General features: G+C 59.4%; 21 protein-coding genes, 1 tRNA gene and 1 pseudogene. 17 read left to right on the top strand and 6 right to left on the bottom strand.

The features are described from left to right. Nucleotides 1-325 precede the first annotated feature (325 nt). From dapA to AB4O36_RS19525, 5 genes are all read left to right on the top strand, one after another. Nucleotides 326-1,204, top strand: a complete 879-nt coding sequence (gene dapA, locus AB4O36_RS19545) for a 4-hydroxy-tetrahydrodipicolinate synthase (RefSeq protein WP_460117302.1) — start codon at nucleotides 326-328, stop codon at nucleotides 1,202-1,204. Nucleotides 1,205-1,221: 17 nt separating this feature from the next. Further along, nucleotides 1,222-2,337, top strand: coding sequence for an outer membrane protein assembly factor BamC (gene bamC / locus AB4O36_RS19540; RefSeq protein WP_460117301.1), 1,116 nt, complete (start codon nucleotides 1,222-1,224; stop codon nucleotides 2,335-2,337). Between the two features lie 4 nt (nucleotides 2,338-2,341). Continuing rightward, nucleotides 2,342-3,100 carry an MBL fold metallo-hydrolase gene (locus AB4O36_RS19535; RefSeq protein WP_460117300.1) on the top strand — a complete coding sequence of 253 codons (759 nt, stop codon included), beginning with the start codon at nucleotides 2,342-2,344 and terminating at the stop codon, nucleotides 3,098-3,100. A gap of 28 nt (nucleotides 3,101-3,128) precedes the next feature. Further along, nucleotides 3,129-3,842 (top strand): phosphoribosylaminoimidazolesuccinocarboxamide synthase, encoded by a 714-nt coding sequence (gene purC, locus AB4O36_RS19530; RefSeq protein WP_460140053.1) that lies wholly within the window; start codon nucleotides 3,129-3,131, stop codon nucleotides 3,840-3,842. An 83-nt stretch (nucleotides 3,843-3,925) separates the two neighbouring features. Further along, nucleotides 3,926-4,015, top strand: a tRNA-Ser gene (locus AB4O36_RS19525). Between the two features lie 69 nt (nucleotides 4,016-4,084). On the opposite strand, the gene AB4O36_RS19520 is transcribed toward AB4O36_RS19525, so the two are convergent. Then, a complete protein-coding gene (locus AB4O36_RS19520; RefSeq protein WP_460140052.1) occupies nucleotides 4,085-4,384 on the bottom strand; it encodes a DUF3077 domain-containing protein in 300 nt (99 codons plus the stop codon). 513 nt (nucleotides 4,385-4,897) lie between these two features. On the opposite strand from AB4O36_RS19520, the gene AB4O36_RS19515 reads away from it, so the two are divergent. Beyond that, nucleotides 4,898-5,083, top strand: a complete 186-nt coding sequence (locus AB4O36_RS19515; protein WP_460140051.1) for a hypothetical protein — start codon at nucleotides 4,898-4,900, stop codon at nucleotides 5,081-5,083. Nucleotides 5,084-5,186: 103 nt separating this feature from the next. After that, complete coding sequence (locus AB4O36_RS19510; protein WP_460140050.1) at nucleotides 5,187-5,894, top strand: SOS response-associated peptidase family protein; 708 nt, start codon at nucleotides 5,187-5,189, stop codon at nucleotides 5,892-5,894. A 19-nt stretch (nucleotides 5,895-5,913) separates the two neighbouring features. Here AB4O36_RS19510 and AB4O36_RS19505 read toward each other — a convergent pair. Continuing rightward, nucleotides 5,914-6,096: pseudogene (locus AB4O36_RS19505) on the bottom strand (type II toxin-antitoxin system HicB family antitoxin); the annotation flags it as partial. A 419-nt stretch (nucleotides 6,097-6,515) separates the two neighbouring features. Between AB4O36_RS19505 and AB4O36_RS19500 the strand changes: the two are divergent. The 3 genes from AB4O36_RS19500 to AB4O36_RS19490 all read left to right on the top strand — a co-directional run bounded on the left by AB4O36_RS19500 (nucleotide 6,516) and on the right by AB4O36_RS19490 (nucleotide 8,182). Then, nucleotides 6,516-6,707: a YegP family protein gene (locus AB4O36_RS19500; protein WP_368557531.1), complete on the top strand. Its 192-nt coding sequence runs from the start codon at nucleotides 6,516-6,518 to the stop codon at nucleotides 6,705-6,707. Nucleotides 6,708-6,832: 125 nt separating this feature from the next. Beyond that, nucleotides 6,833-7,759, top strand: a complete 927-nt coding sequence (locus tag AB4O36_RS19495) for a LysR substrate-binding domain-containing protein (RefSeq protein ID WP_460117295.1) — start codon at nucleotides 6,833-6,835, stop codon at nucleotides 7,757-7,759. A gap of 57 nt (nucleotides 7,760-7,816) precedes the next feature. After that, entirely contained in the window at nucleotides 7,817-8,182 is a 366-nt protein-coding gene (locus AB4O36_RS19490) for a 5-carboxymethyl-2-hydroxymuconate Delta-isomerase (protein WP_460117294.1), read from the top strand. 2 nt (nucleotides 8,183-8,184) lie between these two features. Here the strand turns inward: AB4O36_RS19490 and AB4O36_RS19485 are convergent, their stop codons facing one another. Then, on the bottom strand, nucleotides 8,185-9,120 hold the full coding sequence (locus AB4O36_RS19485) for a LysR family transcriptional regulator (RefSeq protein WP_460140049.1): 936 nt from the start codon (nucleotides 9,118-9,120) through the stop codon (nucleotides 8,185-8,187). Between the two features lie 86 nt (nucleotides 9,121-9,206). Beyond that, nucleotides 9,207-10,391, bottom strand: coding sequence for a cyanate transporter (locus tag AB4O36_RS19480; RefSeq protein ID WP_460140048.1), 1,185 nt, complete (start codon nucleotides 10,389-10,391; stop codon nucleotides 9,207-9,209). 424 nt (nucleotides 10,392-10,815) lie between these two features. Between AB4O36_RS19480 and AB4O36_RS19475 the strand changes: the two genes are divergently transcribed. From AB4O36_RS19475 to AB4O36_RS19455, 5 genes are all read left to right on the top strand, one after another. Then, nucleotides 10,816-12,198 carry a glutamine synthetase family protein gene (locus AB4O36_RS19475; protein ID WP_460140047.1) on the top strand — a complete coding sequence of 461 codons (1,383 nt, stop codon included), beginning with the start codon at nucleotides 10,816-10,818 and terminating at the stop codon, nucleotides 12,196-12,198. A gap of 169 nt (nucleotides 12,199-12,367) precedes the next feature. After that, nucleotides 12,368-14,017: a phosphoethanolamine transferase gene (locus AB4O36_RS19470; RefSeq protein ID WP_460117289.1), complete on the top strand. Its 1,650-nt coding sequence runs from the start codon at nucleotides 12,368-12,370 to the stop codon at nucleotides 14,015-14,017. 143 nt (nucleotides 14,018-14,160) lie between these two features. Then, nucleotides 14,161-15,294, top strand: coding sequence for a ribonuclease D (gene rnd, locus AB4O36_RS19465; protein WP_460117288.1), 1,134 nt, complete (start codon nucleotides 14,161-14,163; stop codon nucleotides 15,292-15,294). Then, nucleotides 15,291-15,584, top strand: a complete 294-nt coding sequence (locus AB4O36_RS19460) for a YcgL domain-containing protein (protein WP_460140046.1) — start codon at nucleotides 15,291-15,293, stop codon at nucleotides 15,582-15,584. Before rnd ends, AB4O36_RS19460 begins: the two co-directional genes overlap by 4 nt. A 119-nt stretch (nucleotides 15,585-15,703) precedes the next feature. Further along, the gene (locus tag AB4O36_RS19455; RefSeq protein ID WP_460117286.1) at nucleotides 15,704-16,636 is read left to right on the top strand and encodes a D-2-hydroxyacid dehydrogenase; all 933 of its coding nucleotides are present in this window, start codon (nucleotides 15,704-15,706) and stop codon (nucleotides 16,634-16,636) included. A 144-nt stretch (nucleotides 16,637-16,780) separates the two neighbouring features. Here the strand turns inward: AB4O36_RS19455 and AB4O36_RS19450 are convergent, their stop codons facing one another. Beyond that, entirely contained in the window at nucleotides 16,781-17,374 is a 594-nt protein-coding gene (locus AB4O36_RS19450) for a nitroreductase family protein (protein WP_460140045.1), read from the bottom strand. Nucleotides 17,375-17,529: 155 nt separating this feature from the next. On the opposite strand from AB4O36_RS19450, the gene AB4O36_RS19445 reads away from it, so the two are divergent. Both AB4O36_RS19445 and AB4O36_RS19440 read left to right on the top strand, forming a co-directional pair. After that, nucleotides 17,530-17,979, top strand: a complete 450-nt coding sequence (locus AB4O36_RS19445) for a YcgN family cysteine cluster protein (RefSeq protein ID WP_460117284.1) — start codon at nucleotides 17,530-17,532, stop codon at nucleotides 17,977-17,979. 18 nt (nucleotides 17,980-17,997) lie between these two features. Further along, nucleotides 17,998-19,227 carry a hypothetical protein gene (locus AB4O36_RS19440; protein WP_460140044.1) on the top strand — a complete coding sequence of 410 codons (1,230 nt, stop codon included), beginning with the start codon at nucleotides 17,998-18,000 and terminating at the stop codon, nucleotides 19,225-19,227. Nucleotides 19,228-19,386: 159 nt separating this feature from the next. Here AB4O36_RS19440 and AB4O36_RS19435 read toward each other — a convergent pair whose 3' ends face one another. After that, a complete protein-coding gene (locus AB4O36_RS19435) occupies nucleotides 19,387-19,764 on the bottom strand; it encodes a YgaP family membrane protein (RefSeq protein ID WP_460140043.1) in 378 nt (125 codons plus the stop codon). Nucleotides 19,765-19,849 lie beyond the last annotated feature (85 nt).

Below are 19,849 nucleotides of genomic sequence, written 5' to 3'. Positions count from 1 at the left end.
GCGTTCCTAAAACGATGAGCGGTCGGGACTTCCAAAGGCTTTTTTGACCGGGGCGAGCCTGTATATGCAAACTCGGAAAAACCGAGCCCCAGGGTTGCAACGTGCTCCGGTATGGCGGGAGCGGGGGCTGGCAACGCTGGATCGGGGCTGGAAATGCCGAAAATGGAGGCTGGAACCCGGCGTGCGAGCTTGTCAGTAACGATCAAAGTCTGAAGGGTAGCGAAAAGCGGCGCCAAGGGGAATGGCGGCAGCGCAGTACTTCGCTTGTGCAAGCATCTTGGCGCCAGTACCATTACGGCTCTCTTTTTCCGGCAGGAGCGGTTGCATGATTGCGGGCAGTATGGTGGCACTGGTCACACCAATGGATGCACAGGGTCGTCTCGACTGGGACAGCCTGAGCAAACTGGTGGACTTTCACCTGCAAAACGGCACCCACGCCATCGTGGCGGTCGGCACCACAGGTGAATCGGCGACGCTCGACGTCAACGAACACATCGAAGTGATCCGCTACGTGGTCAAGCAGGTGGCAGGGCGCATTCCGGTCATTGCCGGCACTGGCGCCAACTCGACCCGCGAAGCCATCGAACTGACCACCAACGCCAAGACCGCTGGCGCCGATGCCTGCCTGCTCGTAACACCGTACTACAACAAGCCGACCCAGGAAGGCCTGTACCAGCACTTCAAGGCCATTGCCGAAGCCGTCGACATCCCGCAGATCCTCTATAACGTGCCTGGCCGTACCGCGTGCGACATGCAGGCCGAGACGGTCATCCGCCTGTCGACCGTGAAAAACATCATCGGTATCAAGGAAGCCACCGGCGACCTGGACCGCGCCAAAGCAATCATCGACGGCGTCAGCAAAGATTTCATCGTGCTGTCGGGTGACGATGCCACGGCGGTGGAACTGATCCTGCTGGGCGGCAAGGGCAACATCTCGGTCACCGCGAACGTCGCCCCACGCGACATGGCGGACCTGTGCAACGCGGCACTGAAAGGCGATGCCGTGACTGCCCGGGCGATCCATGAAAAGCTGATGCCGCTCAATAAAACCCTGTTTATCGAATCCAACCCTATCCCCGTGAAATGGGCGCTGCATGAGATGGGCCTGATGCCGGACGGTATCCGTCTGCCGCTCACCTGGCTCAGCGCGGCCTGTCACGAACCGCTGCGGCAGGCCATGCGCCAGTCCGGCGTCCTGGTTTAATTGAGGAAGCATTACGCATGAAGCGATTGGCCGGACTTTCCGCACTTGCCTTGATTATCTCCAGCACCAGTGGCTGTGGATGGATCTGGGGCCCGGAAGGTTATTTCCGCGACCGTGGTAGCGACTACCTGGAAGCGCAACAGACTGCACCTATGCAATTGCCACCGGACGTGACGACCGCCAAGCGCCTGGATCCGCTGTTGCCGATCCCGCGCAACGTGGCCGACGACACCGCCAAGGGCGAGTACATCGTCCCTCGTCCGCAGCCGCTGTCCGCCGCGGCTGATGCCAGTGCCTACTCGCTGCAGAAAACCGGCGACTCTCGCTGGATCGTGGCTCAGAACCCACCGGCCGAAGCCTGGCCAGTGGCTGTTCAGTTCTTTCAGGACAACGGTTTCCGCCTGGATGAACAGCGTCCGCAAACCGGTGAATTCACCACCACCTGGCAGCGTTCCGATGAGCTGTCCGCGGCTATCGGCAAACGCTTGAGCGCCGCCGGTGTCGCTGCTGACAGCGAAACCCGCGTGCGGGTGCGCATCGAGCCGGGCGTGCAGCGCAACACCAGCGAAATCTATGTGGTGAGCGCCGAACGTCCCGCCGGCAGCACCGCTGATGTGGAATTCACCAACCGTTCGGTCAACACCGGCCTGGACGCAGCCTTGGTCGACGACATGTTGGCGAGCATGAGCCGTATCTCCGAGAAGGGCGGTTCGGTGTCCATGCTGGCTTCCCGTGATTTTGACGCACCAAGCCGTGTCAGCCTGACCGAAGACGGTAGCGGCAACCCTGTCCTGAACGTCGGCAACGACCTGGATCGTGCCTGGTCGAGCGTGGGTCGTGCACTGGAGCAAGGCGAATGGCGCGTTGAAGACATCAACCGCAGCCTGGGCCTGTACTACATCAACTTGTCCGAAAAGGCCGAGAAGAAAGACGACAAGCCTGGTTTCTTCAGCAGTCTGTTTGGCAGTGGTCCAAGCAAGGAAGAGATCGAAGCCCGTGCCGAGCGTTATCAGGTTCGCCTGAGCAAGGTCGGCGAAAACGTCGAAGTCACCGTCGAGAAAAACATCAACACCGTGGCGCCGGCTGACGTGGCGCGCAAAGTGTTGAGCGTGATTCAGGACAACTTGGGCTGATCACATGCGTTTTGCCGTTCTCGGCAGCGGTAGCCAAGGGAACGGCACGCTGATAGCCAGCGCTGAAACCTATGTGCTGGTCGATTGTGGTTTCTCCCTGCGGGAAACCGAAAAACGCCTGTTGCGCCTGGGTGTAAATCCGGCGCAACTGAGCGCGATACTCGTGACCCACGAGCATGCCGACCACGTGCATGGCGTGGGTTTGCTGTCTCGGCGCTACAATCTGCCTGTCTACCTCAGTCGCGGGACCTTGCGCGGGATGCGCAAACCCATTGAGCCTGCGGGCTTGCTGGCAGGTGGCGAGCAACTGCAGATCGGTCACCTGAACGTCGATGTCATTGCCGTGGCTCACGATGCACAGGAACCGACGCAATATGTGTTCAGCGATGGTGAGCGCCGCTTCGGCCTGCTGACCGACCTGGGCTCCTACTGCAACAAGGTGCTGGACGGCTATAGCGACCTCGATGCGTTGATGATCGAGGCCAACCATTGCCGGGACATGCTGGCTCGCGGTCACTACCCCTACTTTCTCAAGCAGCGGGTGGGCGGCGAACTGGGACATTTGAACAACCACCAGGCGGCATTCCTGGTGGCCGAGTTGGGCTGGCAAGGCCTGCAACACCTGGTCCTGGCCCATCTGAGCAGCAAGAACAACCTGCCGCAGCTGGCCCGGCAATGTTTTGTCGACACCCTCGGGTGCGACCCCGACTGGCTGCAACTGGCCGATCAAGATTCAGGGCTCGACTGGCGACACATCGCCTAGCCCACCTACTTAGCAAGCGGAGCCCATCATGGAAAAACGTGAAGAACTCTACCGCGGCAAAGCCAAATCGGTTTACAAGACCGACGACGCTGACCGTCTGATCCTGCTGTTTCGCAACGACACCTCGGCGTTCGACGGCAAGCGCATCGAACAGCTCGACCGCAAGGGCATGGTGAACAACAAGTTCAACGCCTTCATCATGCAAAAGCTCGAAGCTGCCGGCGTGCCGACCCAGTTCGACAAGCTGCTGGGCGACAACGAGTGCCTGGTCAAGAAGCTGGACATGATCCCGGTCGAGTGCGTCGTGCGTAACTACGCCGCCGGCAGCCTGGTCAAGCGCCTGGGCGTCGAAGAGGGCATGAAGCTCAACCCTTACACCTTCGAGCTGTTTTTGAAGGACGACGCCAAGGGCGACCCGTTCATCAACGAATCCCATGTCGTGGCGTTCGGCTGGGGCACCGCCGAGCAACTGGCGCGCATGAAGGAACTGTCGCTCAAGGTCAACGAAATCCTGAGCAAACTGTTCGACGACGCCGGCCTGCTGCTGGTCGACTTCAAGCTTGAGTTCGGCGTGTTCAGCGAGGGTTCCATTGTCCTGGGCGACGAATTCAGCCCGGACGGCTGCCGCCTGTGGGACAAGGACACCAAGAAGAAGATGGACAAGGACCGCTTCCGCCAGGGCCTCGGTGACGTTATCGAAGCCTACGAAGAAGTCGCCAACCGTCTGGGCGTACCGCTTTAATCGACGCAAGCATCTGATAGCACGGAAAAATTTCGCTTGGGGGGTTCGCTTCCGACGAAAGTGTTGTTATGATGCGCGCCGTTGGAGAGATGCCAGAGTGGCCGAATGGGACGGATTCGAAATCCGTTGTACCTTCGCGGGTACCTAGGGTTCGAATCCCTATCTCTCCGCCATTACATAGAAAAAGCCCCGTAGCTGAAAAGTTACGGGGCTTTTTTGTTTTTGGCGGTTGGCCAGGGCTGTCACCCTTTAACGGCCTCACCGTCGGTCTTCATCGGTGGCCATCGGGTTAGCACCTTGTGCACATCATCGATAACGGCCTTGCCCATGGCCGTCAGGTAATGCGCAGCCCAGGTGTGGCGGTCGCTTTCTTTGGTGTAGGCCGCATCGATTGCCAGCAACTTGGCCAGGAAGAGCAGGTCCGAGGCTTGGGACAAAGCGTCACCCACCGGGACGCCGCGGTTCACTCGGAAGAGTGCTTCATTGTTGGTGTAGCAGAAGGGTGTGAGGCCGATGGTGGTCAGTTGGGATGGCTCGCTCATTGGGCACCTCCTTGGATTGGACATCCGTTGAGGTTGAGCATTGAGGTGTGTTCGGGGAAAAAGCTGGCCTTGCCGCAATTTATAGTTTTCATGTCTCGCTCCTTGACGTGAGGAACTGCCACATTCGTTCCAAGCGAAGGGGTGGCAGCTACGCGCAGGTTGGAAACCGGGAGTCAAGGAGTCCGGCACGCCACTAGGGCGTCCCACGCGCAACCGCCATAACACAGGTTCGCAGGCGTAAAACAACGCCAACGCTTGCGAAGGGGCGATGTTGCGTGACTCTCGGGTTTCCAAGCCCAGTCGCTGTATTTGCAGCGACGTCCGGAGCGTATCCCGTCAAAGAAAGAGACAACAAGGCGGCAAAGTGCCTAAAAACACAGTTTGCGTACCGCCTTACGCAACGCCCGGAGTTTGCCTACAAAATTAACTGGAGTCACCCGCTAGTCGGGGTGCCGTGAGGCGGGACATAGTGGCGGGACAGCGATAGAAGACTGAATTTGAGGAGGAGTGGGGATGTCCGAACGCGCAAGTCGTAGCCACGAGGTCGAGGACTTGCGCCAGGAAATCGCAGCACTTGCAGCAGAGTTGCGTAGCCCGCAGCCACGCCCCATTCGCGCAGCCATGATTCCATTCGCCCTCGGCGCGGCGTCAGCCCTGATCACCTTTGTAGCCATCTGGCTGTTGGCAAAGCTGATCTGATCCCGGCCACTGAACAGGCGCTGCCATCCAACGCAACAAATCACTCCCAACCGCGTCCAAACTCCAGCAGGCCCAGCAATCAGCCAGGCAGGAGAACCCTCCCATGTGCGGACGCCTTTCCCAGTATCACGGCATTCATGATTTTGTTGCTGCGCTGAGCATGCCCAACCCGCTGGTCAACAATGTGGGCGACCAACCGCTTGATCACTACAACGCGGCGCCAACCACGCAGTTGGCGCTTTTCCATCAGGAGAGCTGCTCCCTGCACGCGGATAGGGTGCGCTGGGGGTGGCGGCCGCATTGGGCCAAGGATCGAGCTGCGCCGATCAATGCCCGAGTGGAGAAGGTGGCTCACGGTCCTTTTTTCCGGGCGATATGGCCGCACCGCGCGATCATTGCGATCAATAGCTGGTTTGAATGGGTGGATGAGGGAGGGCCGAAGAAGCAGCCCTACCTGATTCGGCGTCGGAACCGGGGGGTCATCCTTTGTGCCGCCATTGCTCAGTACCCGAATGCCGAGCACGGGCCCAGCGAGGACGACGGTTTTGTGATCATCACCGCCGACAGTGAAGGCGGGATGGTGGATGTTCACGATCGGCGCCCGGTGTCGCTGTCTGCGCAACTGGCCAGGGAGTGGTTGGACCCCGCCACACCGATGGAGAGAGCGGAGCAGATGGCATTGCTGCAGGGCGAGCCGACTGAGGCTTTTGAGTGGTTTCAGGTGGATCGCGCAGTGGGGAATGTGCGCAATCAGGGCCCGCATTTGATAAGGCCGGTGGAGGAAGGCCCTATAAGCGGCAGTCTGTTTTAACTTGTATCAGAGGGTGTGCGAGCTTGGCGCAAGTTTGCAGATAGTCGGTGACGGCCTCTTCGAATGCAGCTCGCAGCTCGCTGACCGACTCTGCGTGAAAGCCTACAACGTCGCTGATTCCCTCAAGGTGGCCGACGAATAACCCGTCTTCGTCACTGTAGTCGATACGTGCTGCGTAGCCGTTGTAATTCATCACGTTCACGGGGCACTCCTGTCTGTTCAAGAAAAGTCCGGGCGCTGCACAGTTGGCTTTCGCGTTGTCGGAATCAGCACCTTTATTGGAGGCACTCAGAATATCGAGCGAGGCTATTGCGAGGGTGTAGGCAAAGTCTGGAAGCTACGTGAGGTACGTCTGTTGAGTTGGCCAGCGGAGGGATGCGGCAGGTGAGCAGGTAAAGAGCACCGGACAGCCACATTCCATTGTAAGAAAAGGAAGCTGATCACTTGGTATGGATTACGCAGTCAAGTAGCCGAAATGACTGACGCCCCGGTTCATTGGGCGCCACGCAAATCACTGCGCTTTCAGCGAAATATCCCCTGACACTCAATCCCTCCACCATCCACCCACCTCATCTACTCTGGTTTCGCATCACAGGTCTCAACCATCGCAAGGAGCGAACCATGTATTTCGAGATTTACCGGCAAACCCGTGGCATCCCCCAGACGGGCAGGGGCCAGTGGCGGTGGCGCTTGAGGGCGGCGAACCATGAGACGATTGCCAGTGGCGAGTCGTACGTGAACAAGGCCGATTGCGTGCATGCCATCAACCTGATCAAAGGGACGCACGATCAGACGCCGCTGAAGGAAATCTAGAGAACTGTCGACGAAGCTGTTCAACCGGAGCAGCTTCAATTCAACCTGCAAATTGCTTCAGTCGCATAGACGCCACTTGCACCCGCTACCTAAACTGTCGGCAGACGGGAGATCGGGGACAGTGGATGAATCGTAATGAGCTACGCAAGGCCGACATCAACCTCATGGTGGTGTTCGAAACCTTGATGCATGAGCGCAATGTCACTCGGGTGGCGGAGAAGCTGTTTCTGGGTCAGCCGACGATCAGTTCGGCGCTCAATCGCTTGCGCACGATGTTCAATGATCCGTTGTTCATCCGGGTAGGCCATCGCATGGAGCCCACGGCTCGAGCCGAGGAGCTCATCCAGTACCTGTCGCCGGCTCTGGATTCGCTGTCGGTAGCCTTGAGCCTGACCCATGATTTCGACCCTGCCAGCAGCACCATGACTTTCCGTATCGGCCTGTCCGACGATGTCGAGTTCGGCCTTTTGCCACCCTTGCTGCGCGCCCTGCGCCAGGAAGCGCCGAAGGTGGTGTTTGTGGTGCAGCATGTCGATTACTGGCGGATTCCCGATTTGCTGGCCTCCGGTGACATCACCGTTGGCATCAGCCAGACGCGTGGCCTGCCGGCCAATGCCAAGCGCAAGCTGCTGCGGCACATCCAGCCCAGCATCCTGCGCGCCGATGCGTCCGACACGCCGTTGACCCTCGACGAGTATTGCTCACGCCCACACGTGCTGGTTTCCCACACGGCCAACGTCAGTGGTTACGCTGACGAGTGGCTGGCAGAGATCGGTCGTACGCGCCAGGTGGTGCTCTCTGTGCCGCAATACAGCTCGTTGCCGGCCCTGCTCGCCGGGACGGACCTGATTGCCAGCCTGCCGGATTACACGGCGACAGCCATGGCTGCTTCCGGTCATTTGTTCGTCGAGCCGTTTCCCTTCAAGACACCCACCCTCGATCTTTCGATGGTCTGGCTGAGCCATGTCGATACCGACCCGGCCGAGCGTTGGTTGCGGTCCCGACTGGAGGCGTTCATGAGTGAGCGCTTTGAGTCAGCGATCCCTCAGTAAGCCAGACAACTCTGTGATATATGTACGACCTTTCTCAATAAGATCAGGAACCACGACATGCCTCACCTGCACATGGAATACACCGCCAACCTGCCCGAGCTGAATGCCGATGTGGCGCTGCTGCGGTTCAATAATGCGCTGGTGGCTTCCGGTCAGTTTGGCGCCGAGTCCGATATCAAGAGCCGTGCGGTGAAAGTCGAAACGTTCAAGGTCGGCACCGCGTTGAATGAGCGGGCGTTCGTGTATGTGAATCTTGCGCTGTTGAGCGGCCGCTCGCCGCAGATCAAGAAGCAGTTGTCGGAAGCCCTGCTGGCGGTGGCTCAGGACCTGGGGCCTTGGCCAGCGGGTGTGGAAGTCCAGTTGGCGGTGGAAATCGTCGATATGGATCGAGAGACCTACAGCAAAGTCCTCATCAGTCACTGAGTTCAGCCGAGGTCCAGTTCGGCGCAGGCCTGCAACACCTGTTCACGCAGCCACGTGTTGGCTGCGTTCTGCTCGACATGAAGGCTCCACTGCATGTCGAGGGTGAAACCCGGCAAATCTTCGGGGGCTTCGCAGTGAATGAACGTGTCGTCGTTGGCCAGCAATTGCTGGATGCGGCGGGGCATGGCCAGGATGTAGTCGGTGCCGACGATCAGTTTCAGTGCCGCCCCATAACTGTTGGCGCGTGCTACGACGTGCCGTGTGTGCGCCTGCTGGGCCAACCAGCCGTCGACCATGTTGGTGGTGGAGATCCAGGGTGTCGGAAACACATGCCGGTACCCGGCGAAAGCCTGCAGGCTCAAGCGCGGCGCCAGCGGCTTGATGCTGCTATCGAAGACACACACCAGTTCATCCTCCAGCAACGTTCGCACGTTCAGGTCGGTGTGATGCCGGTGAAAGTTCGGACCAAAGCCAATCACCAGGTCGAGACTGCCTTTGCGTAATGCATCGGCGGGGATGTCGCTTTCAAGCTTCTGCACGTTGATCACCACGGGGAGATCGGCAAAAGCAAAACGCTTCAACAGGCGCGGCAGAATCAACTGTTCGAAGTATTCCGGTGCGCAGATATTGAAGGTGACCGGTTGCCGCGCGGGATCGAAGGCTTCTGTACCGGTATGACATAAATTGATGCTTTCGAGGATTTTCAACACGTGGGCATACATGCTGCTGGCTTTGCCGGTGGGCTGCATGCCTGTGCGGGTGTTGATGAACAGCTCGTCCGCGAAGCCAGTGCGCAGCTTTTTCAGGCAGTAACTCACGGTGGACTGGCTGACGCAGAGCGTTTCGGATGCATCGGTGACGCTGTTTTGCTCATACAGGGCGACAAACACCATGAGGTCTTGCATGTCGAGCTTTCTGAGCTGGTTACTGTTAAGCATCCATTCGTCTCGCTGGGATCCATGCGCTGGATCCTAGCGGAACGAGGATGTCGAGAGAATGCCCTGTAGGTGTTTTCACCGCCGTATCAATGAATATGGCGGGCGTAGTGCCTTGGGTTGAATCGCACGGCCATGAGTATCATCAGCGACACGACGCCAGTGAGTGACCACCAGGCCCATTCGAAGCTACCCAGTTGATCGCGGATCACGCCCGCAATCAGCGGTGAGACACCGGCGATCAGATAACCGATGCCCTGGACGAAGGCCGTCAGTGCGCCGGCCTGTTGCGGGTTGTCCAGGTGATCCATCGACACGATCAGGCTCATGGGAAACAGCCCACCGATGCCCAGCCCCAGCAGGCAAGGCCACAACAGGCTCAGGTGCTGAGGACTGAGAATCAGGCCTATGAACCCTGCAATGATCAGCGCCAACAATGCCATCAGCACCCCGCGTCGGTCTCGGCTGCGATTGGCGATGACGGGCGCCAACAGGCCCGACACCACCTCCATGGCGGTCAGGAAGCCCAGCAGCAGCCCAGCGTTCTGCTCGCTCCAGCCTTTTTCTACGTAGTACGGTGCCAACCAGGCCAGTACACAGGTGTAGGACGCCGTCCCCAGGCCAAAAAAGATGGCGAGCAGCCACGCGCGGGAATTGGCGAAGCATGAACCGTTTTGTCGCGCGGGAGCGGGCAGCGCAGGCACTGTCGAGCGTTGACCCAACCAGAACACCAACGCCAATAGCGCCAACACGGCCCAAATCGCCAGTCCCATGCGCCAGCTATCGAAACGCATCATCACCAGCGGGGAAAAAGACGCCGCAATGGCTGCACCGCCCATGATTGACGTGACGTACAGGCCCATGCAGACGGCAACGTTGTCACTGAATCGCGACTTGATCAGTGCCGGCATCAACGCCTGGATCAACGCGATGCCGACGCCGGCCATTATGGCGCTGATGATGAGTTCGAGTGCGGAATCGAGAAAAAGGCGAGATGCCGTCGCCAGGCCAATGATCAGCAGCGACACCAATACGGTACGTTGCTCGCCAAAACGTTGGCTGATGCGCAGACCAAGAAACATCGCCAACCCCATGGCCATGACCGGCAGCATGGTCAGCAGCGAGGCGAGGCTGAAGCTCAGGGCGATGTCGCCGCGAATCGTCGAGAGCAGCGGGCCGACAGCGGCCATGGAGGGGCGCAAGTTAAGCGCGACGAGCATGATGGTGACCATCAGGAGGAGGGCGGGGCGAGAGGTGGCGCGGATGTTTTCCATGGTCGAACCTTGATGGGCGAGAACGGAATTACATGCGCCAGGGGCTTGGGCCGCAAATCAGAAAGTCCGGGGTGGTATTTAGAAATTAAATACCGTCCCTGTGGGAGTGGGCTTGCTCGCGCCATCTTCGGTGTATCTGGAATGTTTAGCCATCTGACAACCAAGGTTCTTCAAATCCCGATTTAACTGCTTATCCCGGCATGTGACGCTGCTGAGCATCTGTTTACTGCGGTCTTCCCTATGGACGGTTGTCCGGACGCACTCCCTTCCGAACTCGCCTTCTGGGCGTTGTGGCATTGTCGTCACGCGCGCCCGCCGGACTCCTGCCTTTCCCGTTAGAAAATCCTACAGGTCCCGTGTGATGCACCGGGATCAAATCGGCAGCGCGTGTGCGTCTGCCTGACGCGGAAACAAGAGAATGCCCATGAGTTGTGCCCGAACCTCCTTCGCCGCCCCGGAAGAAGCCCTGACTTTTCTGCGACAGAACCCGGATATCGAGATGTTCGAGTTGTTCATCCTCGACAACAACGGGGTGCCGCGGGGCAAGTTGCTGCATCGCGATGAATTACTGCCGATTTACGAAAGCGGACGTCCCTTGCCCAGCACGATCCTGGGACTGACCATCAACGGCGAAGACGTGGAAAACTCCGGGTTGGTCTGGGATGTCGGCGATATCGACTGCCGGGCCTACCCGATCAGTGGCAGCCTGACGCGCATGCCGTGGCGCTTGATGCCGACGGCGGCGGTGCAGGTCAGCATGCACCCGACCGAGGGCATGCCGGCGACTATCGCCGACCCCAGGCACTTGCTGGCGAAGGTGATTGAAGGCCTGCAAGCCGACGGCTATTACCCGGTGATGGCTGCGGAACTGGAGTTTTATCTGCTGGACCAACAGCGTGACAGCCACGGTCGGCCGCAACCGGCGCGAGATGTCGATGGCGGGCGGCCGCGAGGCACGCAAGTCTACGGGTTGCGTGAGTTGGAGCAGATCGAGCCGTTCCTGGCCGATTTGTACAGCGCCTGCAAACTCCAGGGCATCCCGGCACGCACCGCGATTTCCGAGTACGCGCCGGGGCAAGTTGAAATCACCCTTGAGCATCGAAGCGATGCGTTGCAGGCGATGGATGAAGCTGTGCGCTACAAGCGCCTGGTCAAGGGGGTGGCGCACAAGCACGGGATGACAGCATGCTTTATGGCCAAGCCCTTCGATGATCTGGCGGGCACCGGCATGCACATGCACGTCAGCCTGGCGGATCGCGAGGGCAGGAACCTGTTTGCCAGTGAAGCTGCAGACGGGACACCGCTGCTCAGGCATGCGGTGGGCGGCATGCTTGCGACTTTGCTGGACTCTTTATTGCTGTTCTGCCCTAACGCCAACTCCTACCGCCGCTTCCAGACCAACAGCTACGCGCCGCTCGCCGCCACTTGGGGCGTCGACAATCGCACGGTAAGCCTGCGGGTCCCGGGAGGCCCGGCGTTCTCGCGACACATCGAGCATCGCATTTGCGGCGCCGATGCCAATCCGTATCTGGCCGCTGCGGCGATCCTGGCAGGTATCCATCGCGGCCTCCGTGAACAGTTGGACCCGGGCGCGCCAGTGGAAGGCAATGGCTACGCCCAGGCGACGAAACTGCTGCCCACCGACTGGCTGACCACCCTTCGCGCGCTGGAAGGCTCGAGCTGGGCGCAGGGGGCGTTCGGCAGCGAATTTCTCGGCGTTTACCTGGCCGTGAAACGGGCCGAGTACCGACAGTTCATGGGAGAAGTTGGCGAACAGGATTGGCGTTGGTATCTGAACCAGGCCTGAATCATTCTCAAATACCACCAGAGTTCATTGCAAATTATTGAGGCCAACTAATCGTTGGCTTCTTTTTCACAAAAAATTGATGGATGGCTGCCCAGAATTGAAGTCGTCGCGATAAATGAAATTTTCACATTTATCGACGGCATCTCTTTCAAGGAAATAGTCGATCATCATGTTGAAGTTCAAAGCCGTGCGCCCTGAATGGGTGACACTGATTGCCAGCGCCTTTCTGTTATTGGGTTTCAACTCTGTACTCTGGCAGCACCTGTTTGAAATCACCGCGACCGACGCTCAGGGCCTGGCGATGCGGGCGGCGTTTGGCGTGATGATCCTGGCAGCCTTCAACATTGTGCTGACGTTGTTGGCGTTCCGGCCAGTTCTTAAACCGCTGTTGACGTTTCTGTTCATGGTCAGCGCGGGCGTGGCTTATTTTATGGCTCAATACGGGGTCATGATCGACACCGGCATGTTGCGCAACTTTGCTCAAACCAATGCAACGGAAGTGCGTGATTTACTCTCGTTAAAGATGGCTGTTTATATTGTTTTGCTGGGTATATTGCCGTCGTGGTTGCTCTGGAAGACACCGGTTAGTTATCGCCGCTGGCATCGGGAGTTGCTGAGCAAGGTCTTGGTCAGTGTGGCCTCGATAGCGGTGATTGGCGGCATTGCACTGGTCAACTATCAGGGGCTTTCTTCGCTGTTTCGCAATCACCACGAATTGCGCTTGATGGTGGTGCCCAGCAACTATGTGGGCGCTTCGATCAGCTATTTGCGCGAACAGGTCGCCTCGGCCCAGCAACCCTTCGTGAAGATCGGGGAGGATGCGCAGAAAAACCCGGTCTGGCAGACCCATGGCCGAAAGTCCCTGACTGTATTGGTTGTGGGCGAAAGTGCCCGTGCCGAGAATTTTGGCGTGCTGGGGTACAAACGTGATACCACGCCTCAACTGGACAAGCAGGCAGGCCTGATCGCGTTTACTGATGTGCATTCCTGCGGCACGGAGACAGCGGTATCGGTGCCGTGCATGTTTTCCAACATGGGTCGCAAGGATTACAACGCCAGCAAGGCAAAAAACGAAGAAGGCCTGTTGGATGTGCTCAAGCGCGCGGGTCTGGATGTGATCTGGCGTGACAATCAATCGGGCTGCAAAGGCACGTGTGATCGAGTCACGCTCGAGGATGTCAGCAATTTGAAAGACCCGGCACTGTGCGCCAACAGCGAATGCCGCGATGAAATTCTCTTGCAGGGTTTGCAGCACTTCATCGACACCCTGGATAAAGACACCGTGCTGGTGTTGCACCAGATGGGCAGTCACGGGCCGGAATATTTCAAGCGTTATCCAAAAGAGTACGAACGGTTTACCCCGGTTTGCGAAAGCAATGCCCTGAACAATTGCAGTCGCGAGAGCATCGTCAATGGCTATGACAATACGCTGGTGTACACCGATCATGTGCTCTCGACCCTGATCGACCTGTTGCGCAAGAATCAGGACAAAGTCGATACGGCCATGCTGTACCTGTCAGACCACGGCGAATCGTTGGGCGAATACAACTTGTTCCTCCACGGCACGCCCTACATGATGGCACCCGAACAACAGAAACACGTGGCCATGTTGGCCTGGTTTTCCGACAGCTATCAAAAATCGTTCTCGGTCGACACCCATTGCTTGCAACTGAGCCGTGACAAGCCGTTGAGCCAGGACAACCTGTTCCACTCAATGCTGGGCCTGCTGGAGGTCAGCAGCAAGGTCTACAACCACGACCTGGATATGTTCTCCGGCTGCCGTGGGGCTGTGATCGATGGCGTTCTGGCCAAAGAGTGACCTTCCTACAACGCAGGTGACGTCCCTCCATCAGGCAATTCTTGCCATTAGGTAGGCTTTTTCGCTAAAGCTCTTGTTCAGTGGATGCGCGGAAATCGCCGGGGGCGATATATACTGCGCGCCATTCTTCAAGGGAGAGCCGTGTGGCCATCGATATTCACTGGATTCGCGACAACGATAGCCTCGCCCGGTTTTGCGCCGAGTGGCAGCAGCTGCCCTACGTTGCACTCGACACCGAATTCATGCGGGTCGACACCTTTTATCCGATCGCCGGCCTGCTGCAGGTCGGCGATGGCGTACGCGCTTATCTGATCGATCCGTTGACCGTCGACAACTGGAAGCCCCTGGCCGCATTGCTGGAAAACCCGGCGGTGGTCAAGGTGTTGCACGCCTGCAGCGAAGATCTCGAAGTGCTGTTGCGCCTGACCCGCAGCCTGCCGGCCCCGCTGTTCGACACGCAGTTGGCCGCCGGTTACCTGAACCTCGGGTTTTCCATGGGATATTCGCGGCTGGTGCAGGAAGTGCTCGGTATCGAGTTGCCCAAAGGTGAAACCCGTTCCGACTGGTTGCAGCGTCCGCTGTCCGAGACCCAAATCAGCTATGCCGCTGAAGACGCCTTGCACTTGGCCGAGGTATTCGTACAACTACGTCCAAAACTGTCTGACGAGAAATTTGCCTGGGTTCTGGAGGATGGCGCCGAGCTGGTGGCCAATCTACGTCGGGAGATCGATCCGTACGAGGTCTATCGCGATGCCAAGCTGGCGTGGAAGCTTTCCCGCGCTCAGCTCGCCGTGCTGCGTGAGCTATGCGCCTGGCGCGAGCGTGAAGCCCGTGCCCGTGACCTGCCGCGCAACCGAATCATCCGTGAACACTCGCTGTGGCCCCTGGCGCGCACGCAACCGGACAACCTGGGTGCTCTGGCGAAAATCGAAGACATGCACCCGCGTACCGTACGCCAGGACGGTGAGTTTCTTCTTGATTTGATCAAGCGCGCTGGCAGTGTAGCGCCCGATCAGTGGCCGCCGGCCGTGCCGGAGCCCCTGCCGGTGGAGGCCGCCGCGCTGCTCAAACAGTTGAAGGCCATCGGCCAGGCCGAGGCTGAGCGTCTGGCTATCGTGCCAGAGTTGATGTTGCGCAAGAAAACCCTGGAAGCCTTGCTCAAGAGCGGCTTTCCCAACGGTCCTTATCAATTGCCTGATTCGCTGCGTGGCTGGCGCCGCGAATTGATGGGCCAGGCGCTGCTCGACAGCCTGGACAACGCCGGAGAACAGCCTTGAAACGTATTTGTTCCATCTACCGCAGTTCGAAAAGAAACGAAATGTACCTGTATGTGCTCAAGAGCGATGCCCTTGAGCGCGTACCGGAACCTTTGTTGGCCGCGTTCGGCAAGGCCATCCACGCGTTCGATCTGGTGCTGAGCCCCGAGCGCAAGCTGTCGCGCGAGGACATCGGCGTGGTCCTGGAAAACCTCGACAAGCAGGGCTATCACCTGCAAATGCCTCCGGCCGAAGACGAGTACATCGAGCATTTGCCCGAAGAATTGTTGCGACGCAACGACCCGGTGTGACCGGCAGACAGGCTCTGTTCAGAGTCGGCGTGAAATACTGGAATGATTTTGGCGATGGCCAGGCCAGGGGACGAGGCTTCCTTGGCGGCCGTCTGCACTGCTTTTGAAAGGTTTGAAACATGCGCGTTCTGATTGCCGAACACGACCACGCTATATATGCCCAATTGTTGCGCCAGGCCGCACCCGATCTCGAAGTGCTGACCAGCGGCGATTCGGCCGAGCTGGCGCGTCAGGCCGCCGAATGCCCGATCTGGCTGGGGCAGCCTGATCTGCTGGCCACCCTGTTACGCCAAGGGCACAAGCCGCAATGGCTGCAGTCGACCTGGGCTGGTATTACGCCACTGCTGGCCGACGGCCTTTCACGGCACTATCGCCTGACCCGCGCGGTAGGCATTTTCGGTCAGGTCATGGCCGAATATGTACTCACCTACATGCTCGGCCACGAACGTGAAGTGCTGCCGCGCCTGGTCAGTCAGGTCGAGCGTAAGTGGGACAGCCGCCAGGGCCAGAGCCTGGCGGGGCGCAAAGTGTTGATCGTTGGCACCGGCGACATCGGCCAAACGGTCGCAGAGTTTCTGCTGCCGTTTGGCGTCGAGTTGTATGGTATCGCCAGCGAAGCACGGGAGCAGGCACCCTTTATCGAAGTGGGCGCGCTGGGCGACTTGCCACGTCTTGTCGGTGAAGTGGACTACGTGATCAACCTGCTGCCTAACACGCCGAACACCCATGATCTGTACGATGCCGCTCTGTTCAAGCGATTCAAGTCGACCGGTTTGTTCATCAACGTCGGACGCGGCGTGGCGGTGGTCGACGCAGACCTGGTGGAAGCGTTGAAGGAAGGACATCTGGCGGGCGCGGTGATCGACGTCTGCCGTCAGGAGCCGCTGCCGCAGCGTCACCCGTTCTGGACGGCCTGGGGCTTGCTGCTGACCGGCCACAGCTCAGCGCCAACGTCACCGACGATGATGGTCAAGCTGTTCATCGAGAACCTGCGCGCGTATCACGCGGGCGAGGCGCTGCGCGGGGAAGTGGATTTCAATCGCGGATACTGACACCCCGCCCCCTGTAGGAGCGAGCTTGTCGTGGCGTCGAACCGTCGCGATGGTCGCAAGAACAGCGCCGGGTGTCAGATGCCCAGCGTTATCGTTGACATCCATCGCGAGCGTGCTCGCTCCTACAGGGGAGGGTGGTGTTTGTTAGAGGGTGAAATCGCCTTCAGCTACCGTTTCACTCAACGGCCGGCGCGGGCTGGGCACTTCACGCGCTTGCAGGTACTCCGCCAGCGTCGCCTTGTCGCCCAGCTTGCCCACGGCCACCGCCGCGTGCAGCGCGTAACCTTCAGGAATGTTCAGCTCCTTGCGGGTCAGCTCCTGATCGAAACCGGCCATGCCGTGGGTGTGCCAGCCGCTGATACTCGCTTGCAGTGCCAGGTGGCCCCAGGCGGAACCGGTGTCGAAGGTGTGCCACAGGGCCGGGGTTTCTTCGCTGGCGCCGGGTGCGACGAAGGTGGTCTTCGAGATCACGATCACCAGCGCTGAAGCGTGTTGTGCCCACGCTCGGTTGAATTCGTTGAGCAGGCTCAGGTAACGCTCCCAGTTCGGCGTATCGCGACGGGCGTAGAGAAAACGCCATGGCTGCGAGTTGTAGGCCGATGGCGCCCAGCGTGCGGCTTCGAAAAAGCTCAGCAGGGTTTCTTCCGGGATGGCTTCGCCGGTGAAGGCGCGAGGCGACCAGCGATCGGTGAATTGCGGGTGAATGGCATAATCGGCAACGCGTGGAGTGGCACTCATGCAGGGTTTCCTTGGGATCGAAGCGACAGGCAAAGCTACTTGCCGACGCACTCACTGACAAGTCCCGTTGTACCGGTAGTCGCCAATGCTTGGCCCGCACGGCGCCGGGCACTAGACTGGCGGCCTTTTCACCACCTGATGTTGATGCTTGAGCCATGGCCGCCAAAGTCGAACCGTTCTGGATACGTAAAACCCTCGATCAGCTCGATCAGCAGGAATGGGAATCGCTGTGCGACGGTTGTGGGCTGTGCTGCCTGCAAAAACTCGAAGATGAAGACGACAACAGCGTTTATTACACGCGTATCGCCTGCAAATTACTGGATCTGAAAACCTGCCAGTGCAGCGATTATCCCAATCGCCGCAAATCCGTCCCCGACTGCATTCAACTCACGCCGGGCAAGGCCGATGAATTCAAGTGGCTGCCGCCCACTTGCGGTTATCGCCTGGTCAGTGAAGGCAAGGATCTGCCGCTGTGGCACCACCTGGTGTGTGGCGATCGCGACGCCGTGCACCACGAACGCATTTCCCAGTCCGGGCGCATGCTCGCCGAAGGCAGCGTGGCTGAAGAGGATTGGGAAGATCATCTGATTTTCCGCGCAGGTTAGTGTGAACAAGGAGGGTGTATGGCTGTGGGATTGCGCCTGGCGCTGGCCGTCGGGCTGGTGGCCCTGAGTTCGTCGGTGTGGGCGGCGAAGAAGGTGGATCTGGATTACCACGTGCGCCTGCTCCCGCAAAGCGATCAAGCGGAAGTTCGCCTGACTCTGGCCCAGGGCTCGACGGTGCGCAGCCTGGATTTTGATCTCGGCGACGGCAGCCACTACAGCGACTTCAAGGCCGACGGCCAATGGCAGCTCACGCCTGGCCAGCAAGCGCGCGGTGTCTGGCGTCCGGCTGCCGACAAGGCCAGCCTGACCTACCGCGTACGCATCAGCCACAGCCGCAAGAATGGCAGTTTCGACACCCGCATGACGCCAACCTGGGCGCTGATGCGTGGCGATGATCTGGTGCCTGCCGCCCGGCTCGATCAGCAGGACGGCATCGAGTTGGTATCACGCCTCGAATTCGAATTGCCCAGCGGTTGGAAAAGCATCGAAACCGCGTGGCCGCGCATTGGCAAGAACAAATTCCGCATCGACAACGTCTCGCGCCTGTTCGACCGACCCACGGGCTGGATGCTCGCCGGCCACCTGGGCAGCCGTCGAGCTCGGCTGGGGGAGACCGAAGTCACCGTCGCTTCGCCCCAGGGCCAGGGTATGCGCCGAATGGACGTGCTGACGCTGCTCACCTTCGTTTGGCCGCAAGTGCAGGCGGTGTTCCCGCGCCACCCGAGCAAACTGCTGATAGTCGGCGCCAATGACCCCCTGTGGCGCGGCAGCCTGGCAGCCCGTGAATCGATCTACCTTAATACGCGTCTGCCGCTGGTCAGTGAAAGCGGGAGCAGCGCGCTCGTGCGCGAATTGGTCCAGGTGTTCGGACGGGTCAACGATACCCATCGCAGCGACTGGATCAGCGAGGGGCTGGCCGAGTATTACGCGATCGAGCTTGTGCGGCGAGCGGGCGGGATCAGTGATGAGCGCTACGAAACCCTGCATGCCCGGCTGGTCAAGGACAGCCAGAAAGTCACCACGTTGCGCGATGCCCAGGCCAGCCCGGCGCAAGTGGCGAAGGCGGTGTTGCTGCTGCAGGAGCTGGATCGCGAAATTCGCCTGAAAACGCGCAACAAGCGTTCGCTGGATGATGTGATGCGTGGGTCGATGCGCCTGGAGAGTGTGGACACCCAAGCGTTCGTGCAATTAGCCGAAAGCGTGATTGGCGAGTCGTCCAGGGTGCTCAATAACGAATTACTTCAATAACCCCGTCTCCCGGTCCCCCCGTCCCTGTAGGAGCGAGCTTGCTCGCGATGGTGGCTCAGGCACCGCTGGCATTCAGACAGCCAGCGTGATCGTTGACGACCATCGCGACGGTTCGACGCCTCGACAGACTCGCTCCTACAGGGGAGTGGGAACGCTGGGTCAGACCCCAGCCTTCGGCGACTTCAGCGAATCATTGCCCGTTACGGTCGCCGTGCTGGTCGCCGCCTCGGCATTGGCTTTCAGCCGGCCCAACTCTTCTCCGGCCCGCTCGATCTTCGCCCGCACGTTGTTCATGTCCTGACGACTTTTTTCCAACAGGCTCTTGGCAGAACTGTGCCCTGTGATGCCACGTGCCAACGCCACGCCGCCGATGGCCACCTGGATCAGGCCGAGAATACCGCCGCGACGCAGGCCCTTGCCGACCATCACCGCCCCACCCGCCAACGACCCAACACGTTCCCAACCGTGAACGTTTTTATCGGAGGGGCTCTGGAACGGGGTGGATTCGATGCGCTCGACGCGTTTGAGTTCGCTCATGATCTGTCTCCTGGCAGGTTTGACTGTTTCAGATAACTAAGCTGACTGCCTGGGCGGGCGGCTTGTTCCATCGGATATGCAGCGG

The sequence above is a fragment of the Pseudomonas sp. S2_E01 genome (assembly GCF_054668365.1).
Note: the sequence above shows the minus strand (reverse complement) of the source record. Positions and strands in the feature narration are given on the sequence as shown.

Excerpts from the sequence above, each read along its gene's own strand:
- dapA (WP_460117302.1), top strand. The coding sequence starts at position 326 with ATGATTGCGGGCAGTATGGTGGCACTGGTCACACCAATGGATGCACAG.
- bamC (WP_460117301.1), top strand. The coding sequence starts at position 1,222 with ATGAAGCGATTGGCCGGACTTTCCGCACTTGCCTTGATTATCTCCAGC.
- AB4O36_RS19535 (WP_460117300.1), top strand. The coding sequence starts at position 2,342 with ATGCGTTTTGCCGTTCTCGGCAGCGGTAGCCAAGGGAACGGCACGCTG.
- purC (WP_460140053.1), top strand. The coding sequence starts at position 3,129 with ATGGAAAAACGTGAAGAACTCTACCGCGGCAAAGCCAAATCGGTTTAC.
- AB4O36_RS19520 (WP_460140052.1), bottom strand. The coding sequence starts at position 4,384 with ATGAGCGAGCCATCCCAACTGACCACCATCGGCCTCACACCCTTCTGC.
- AB4O36_RS19515 (WP_460140051.1), top strand. The coding sequence starts at position 4,898 with ATGTCCGAACGCGCAAGTCGTAGCCACGAGGTCGAGGACTTGCGCCAG.
- AB4O36_RS19510 (WP_460140050.1), top strand. The coding sequence starts at position 5,187 with ATGTGCGGACGCCTTTCCCAGTATCACGGCATTCATGATTTTGTTGCT.
- AB4O36_RS19500 (WP_368557531.1), top strand. The coding sequence starts at position 6,516 with ATGTATTTCGAGATTTACCGGCAAACCCGTGGCATCCCCCAGACGGGC.
- AB4O36_RS19495 (WP_460117295.1), top strand. The coding sequence starts at position 6,833 with ATGAATCGTAATGAGCTACGCAAGGCCGACATCAACCTCATGGTGGTG.
- AB4O36_RS19490 (WP_460117294.1), top strand. The coding sequence starts at position 7,817 with ATGCCTCACCTGCACATGGAATACACCGCCAACCTGCCCGAGCTGAAT.
- AB4O36_RS19485 (WP_460140049.1), bottom strand. The coding sequence starts at position 9,120 with ATGCTTAACAGTAACCAGCTCAGAAAGCTCGACATGCAAGACCTCATG.
- AB4O36_RS19480 (WP_460140048.1), bottom strand. The coding sequence starts at position 10,391 with ATGGAAAACATCCGCGCCACCTCTCGCCCCGCCCTCCTCCTGATGGTC.
- AB4O36_RS19475 (WP_460140047.1), top strand. The coding sequence starts at position 10,816 with ATGAGTTGTGCCCGAACCTCCTTCGCCGCCCCGGAAGAAGCCCTGACT.
- AB4O36_RS19470 (WP_460117289.1), top strand. The coding sequence starts at position 12,368 with ATGTTGAAGTTCAAAGCCGTGCGCCCTGAATGGGTGACACTGATTGCC.
- AB4O36_RS19455 (WP_460117286.1), top strand. The coding sequence starts at position 15,704 with ATGCGCGTTCTGATTGCCGAACACGACCACGCTATATATGCCCAATTG.
- AB4O36_RS19450 (WP_460140045.1), bottom strand. The coding sequence starts at position 17,374 with ATGAGTGCCACTCCACGCGTTGCCGATTATGCCATTCACCCGCAATTC.
- AB4O36_RS19445 (WP_460117284.1), top strand. The coding sequence starts at position 17,530 with ATGGCCGCCAAAGTCGAACCGTTCTGGATACGTAAAACCCTCGATCAG.
- AB4O36_RS19440 (WP_460140044.1), top strand. The coding sequence starts at position 17,998 with ATGGCTGTGGGATTGCGCCTGGCGCTGGCCGTCGGGCTGGTGGCCCTG.
- AB4O36_RS19435 (WP_460140043.1), bottom strand. The coding sequence starts at position 19,764 with ATGAGCGAACTCAAACGCGTCGAGCGCATCGAATCCACCCCGTTCCAG.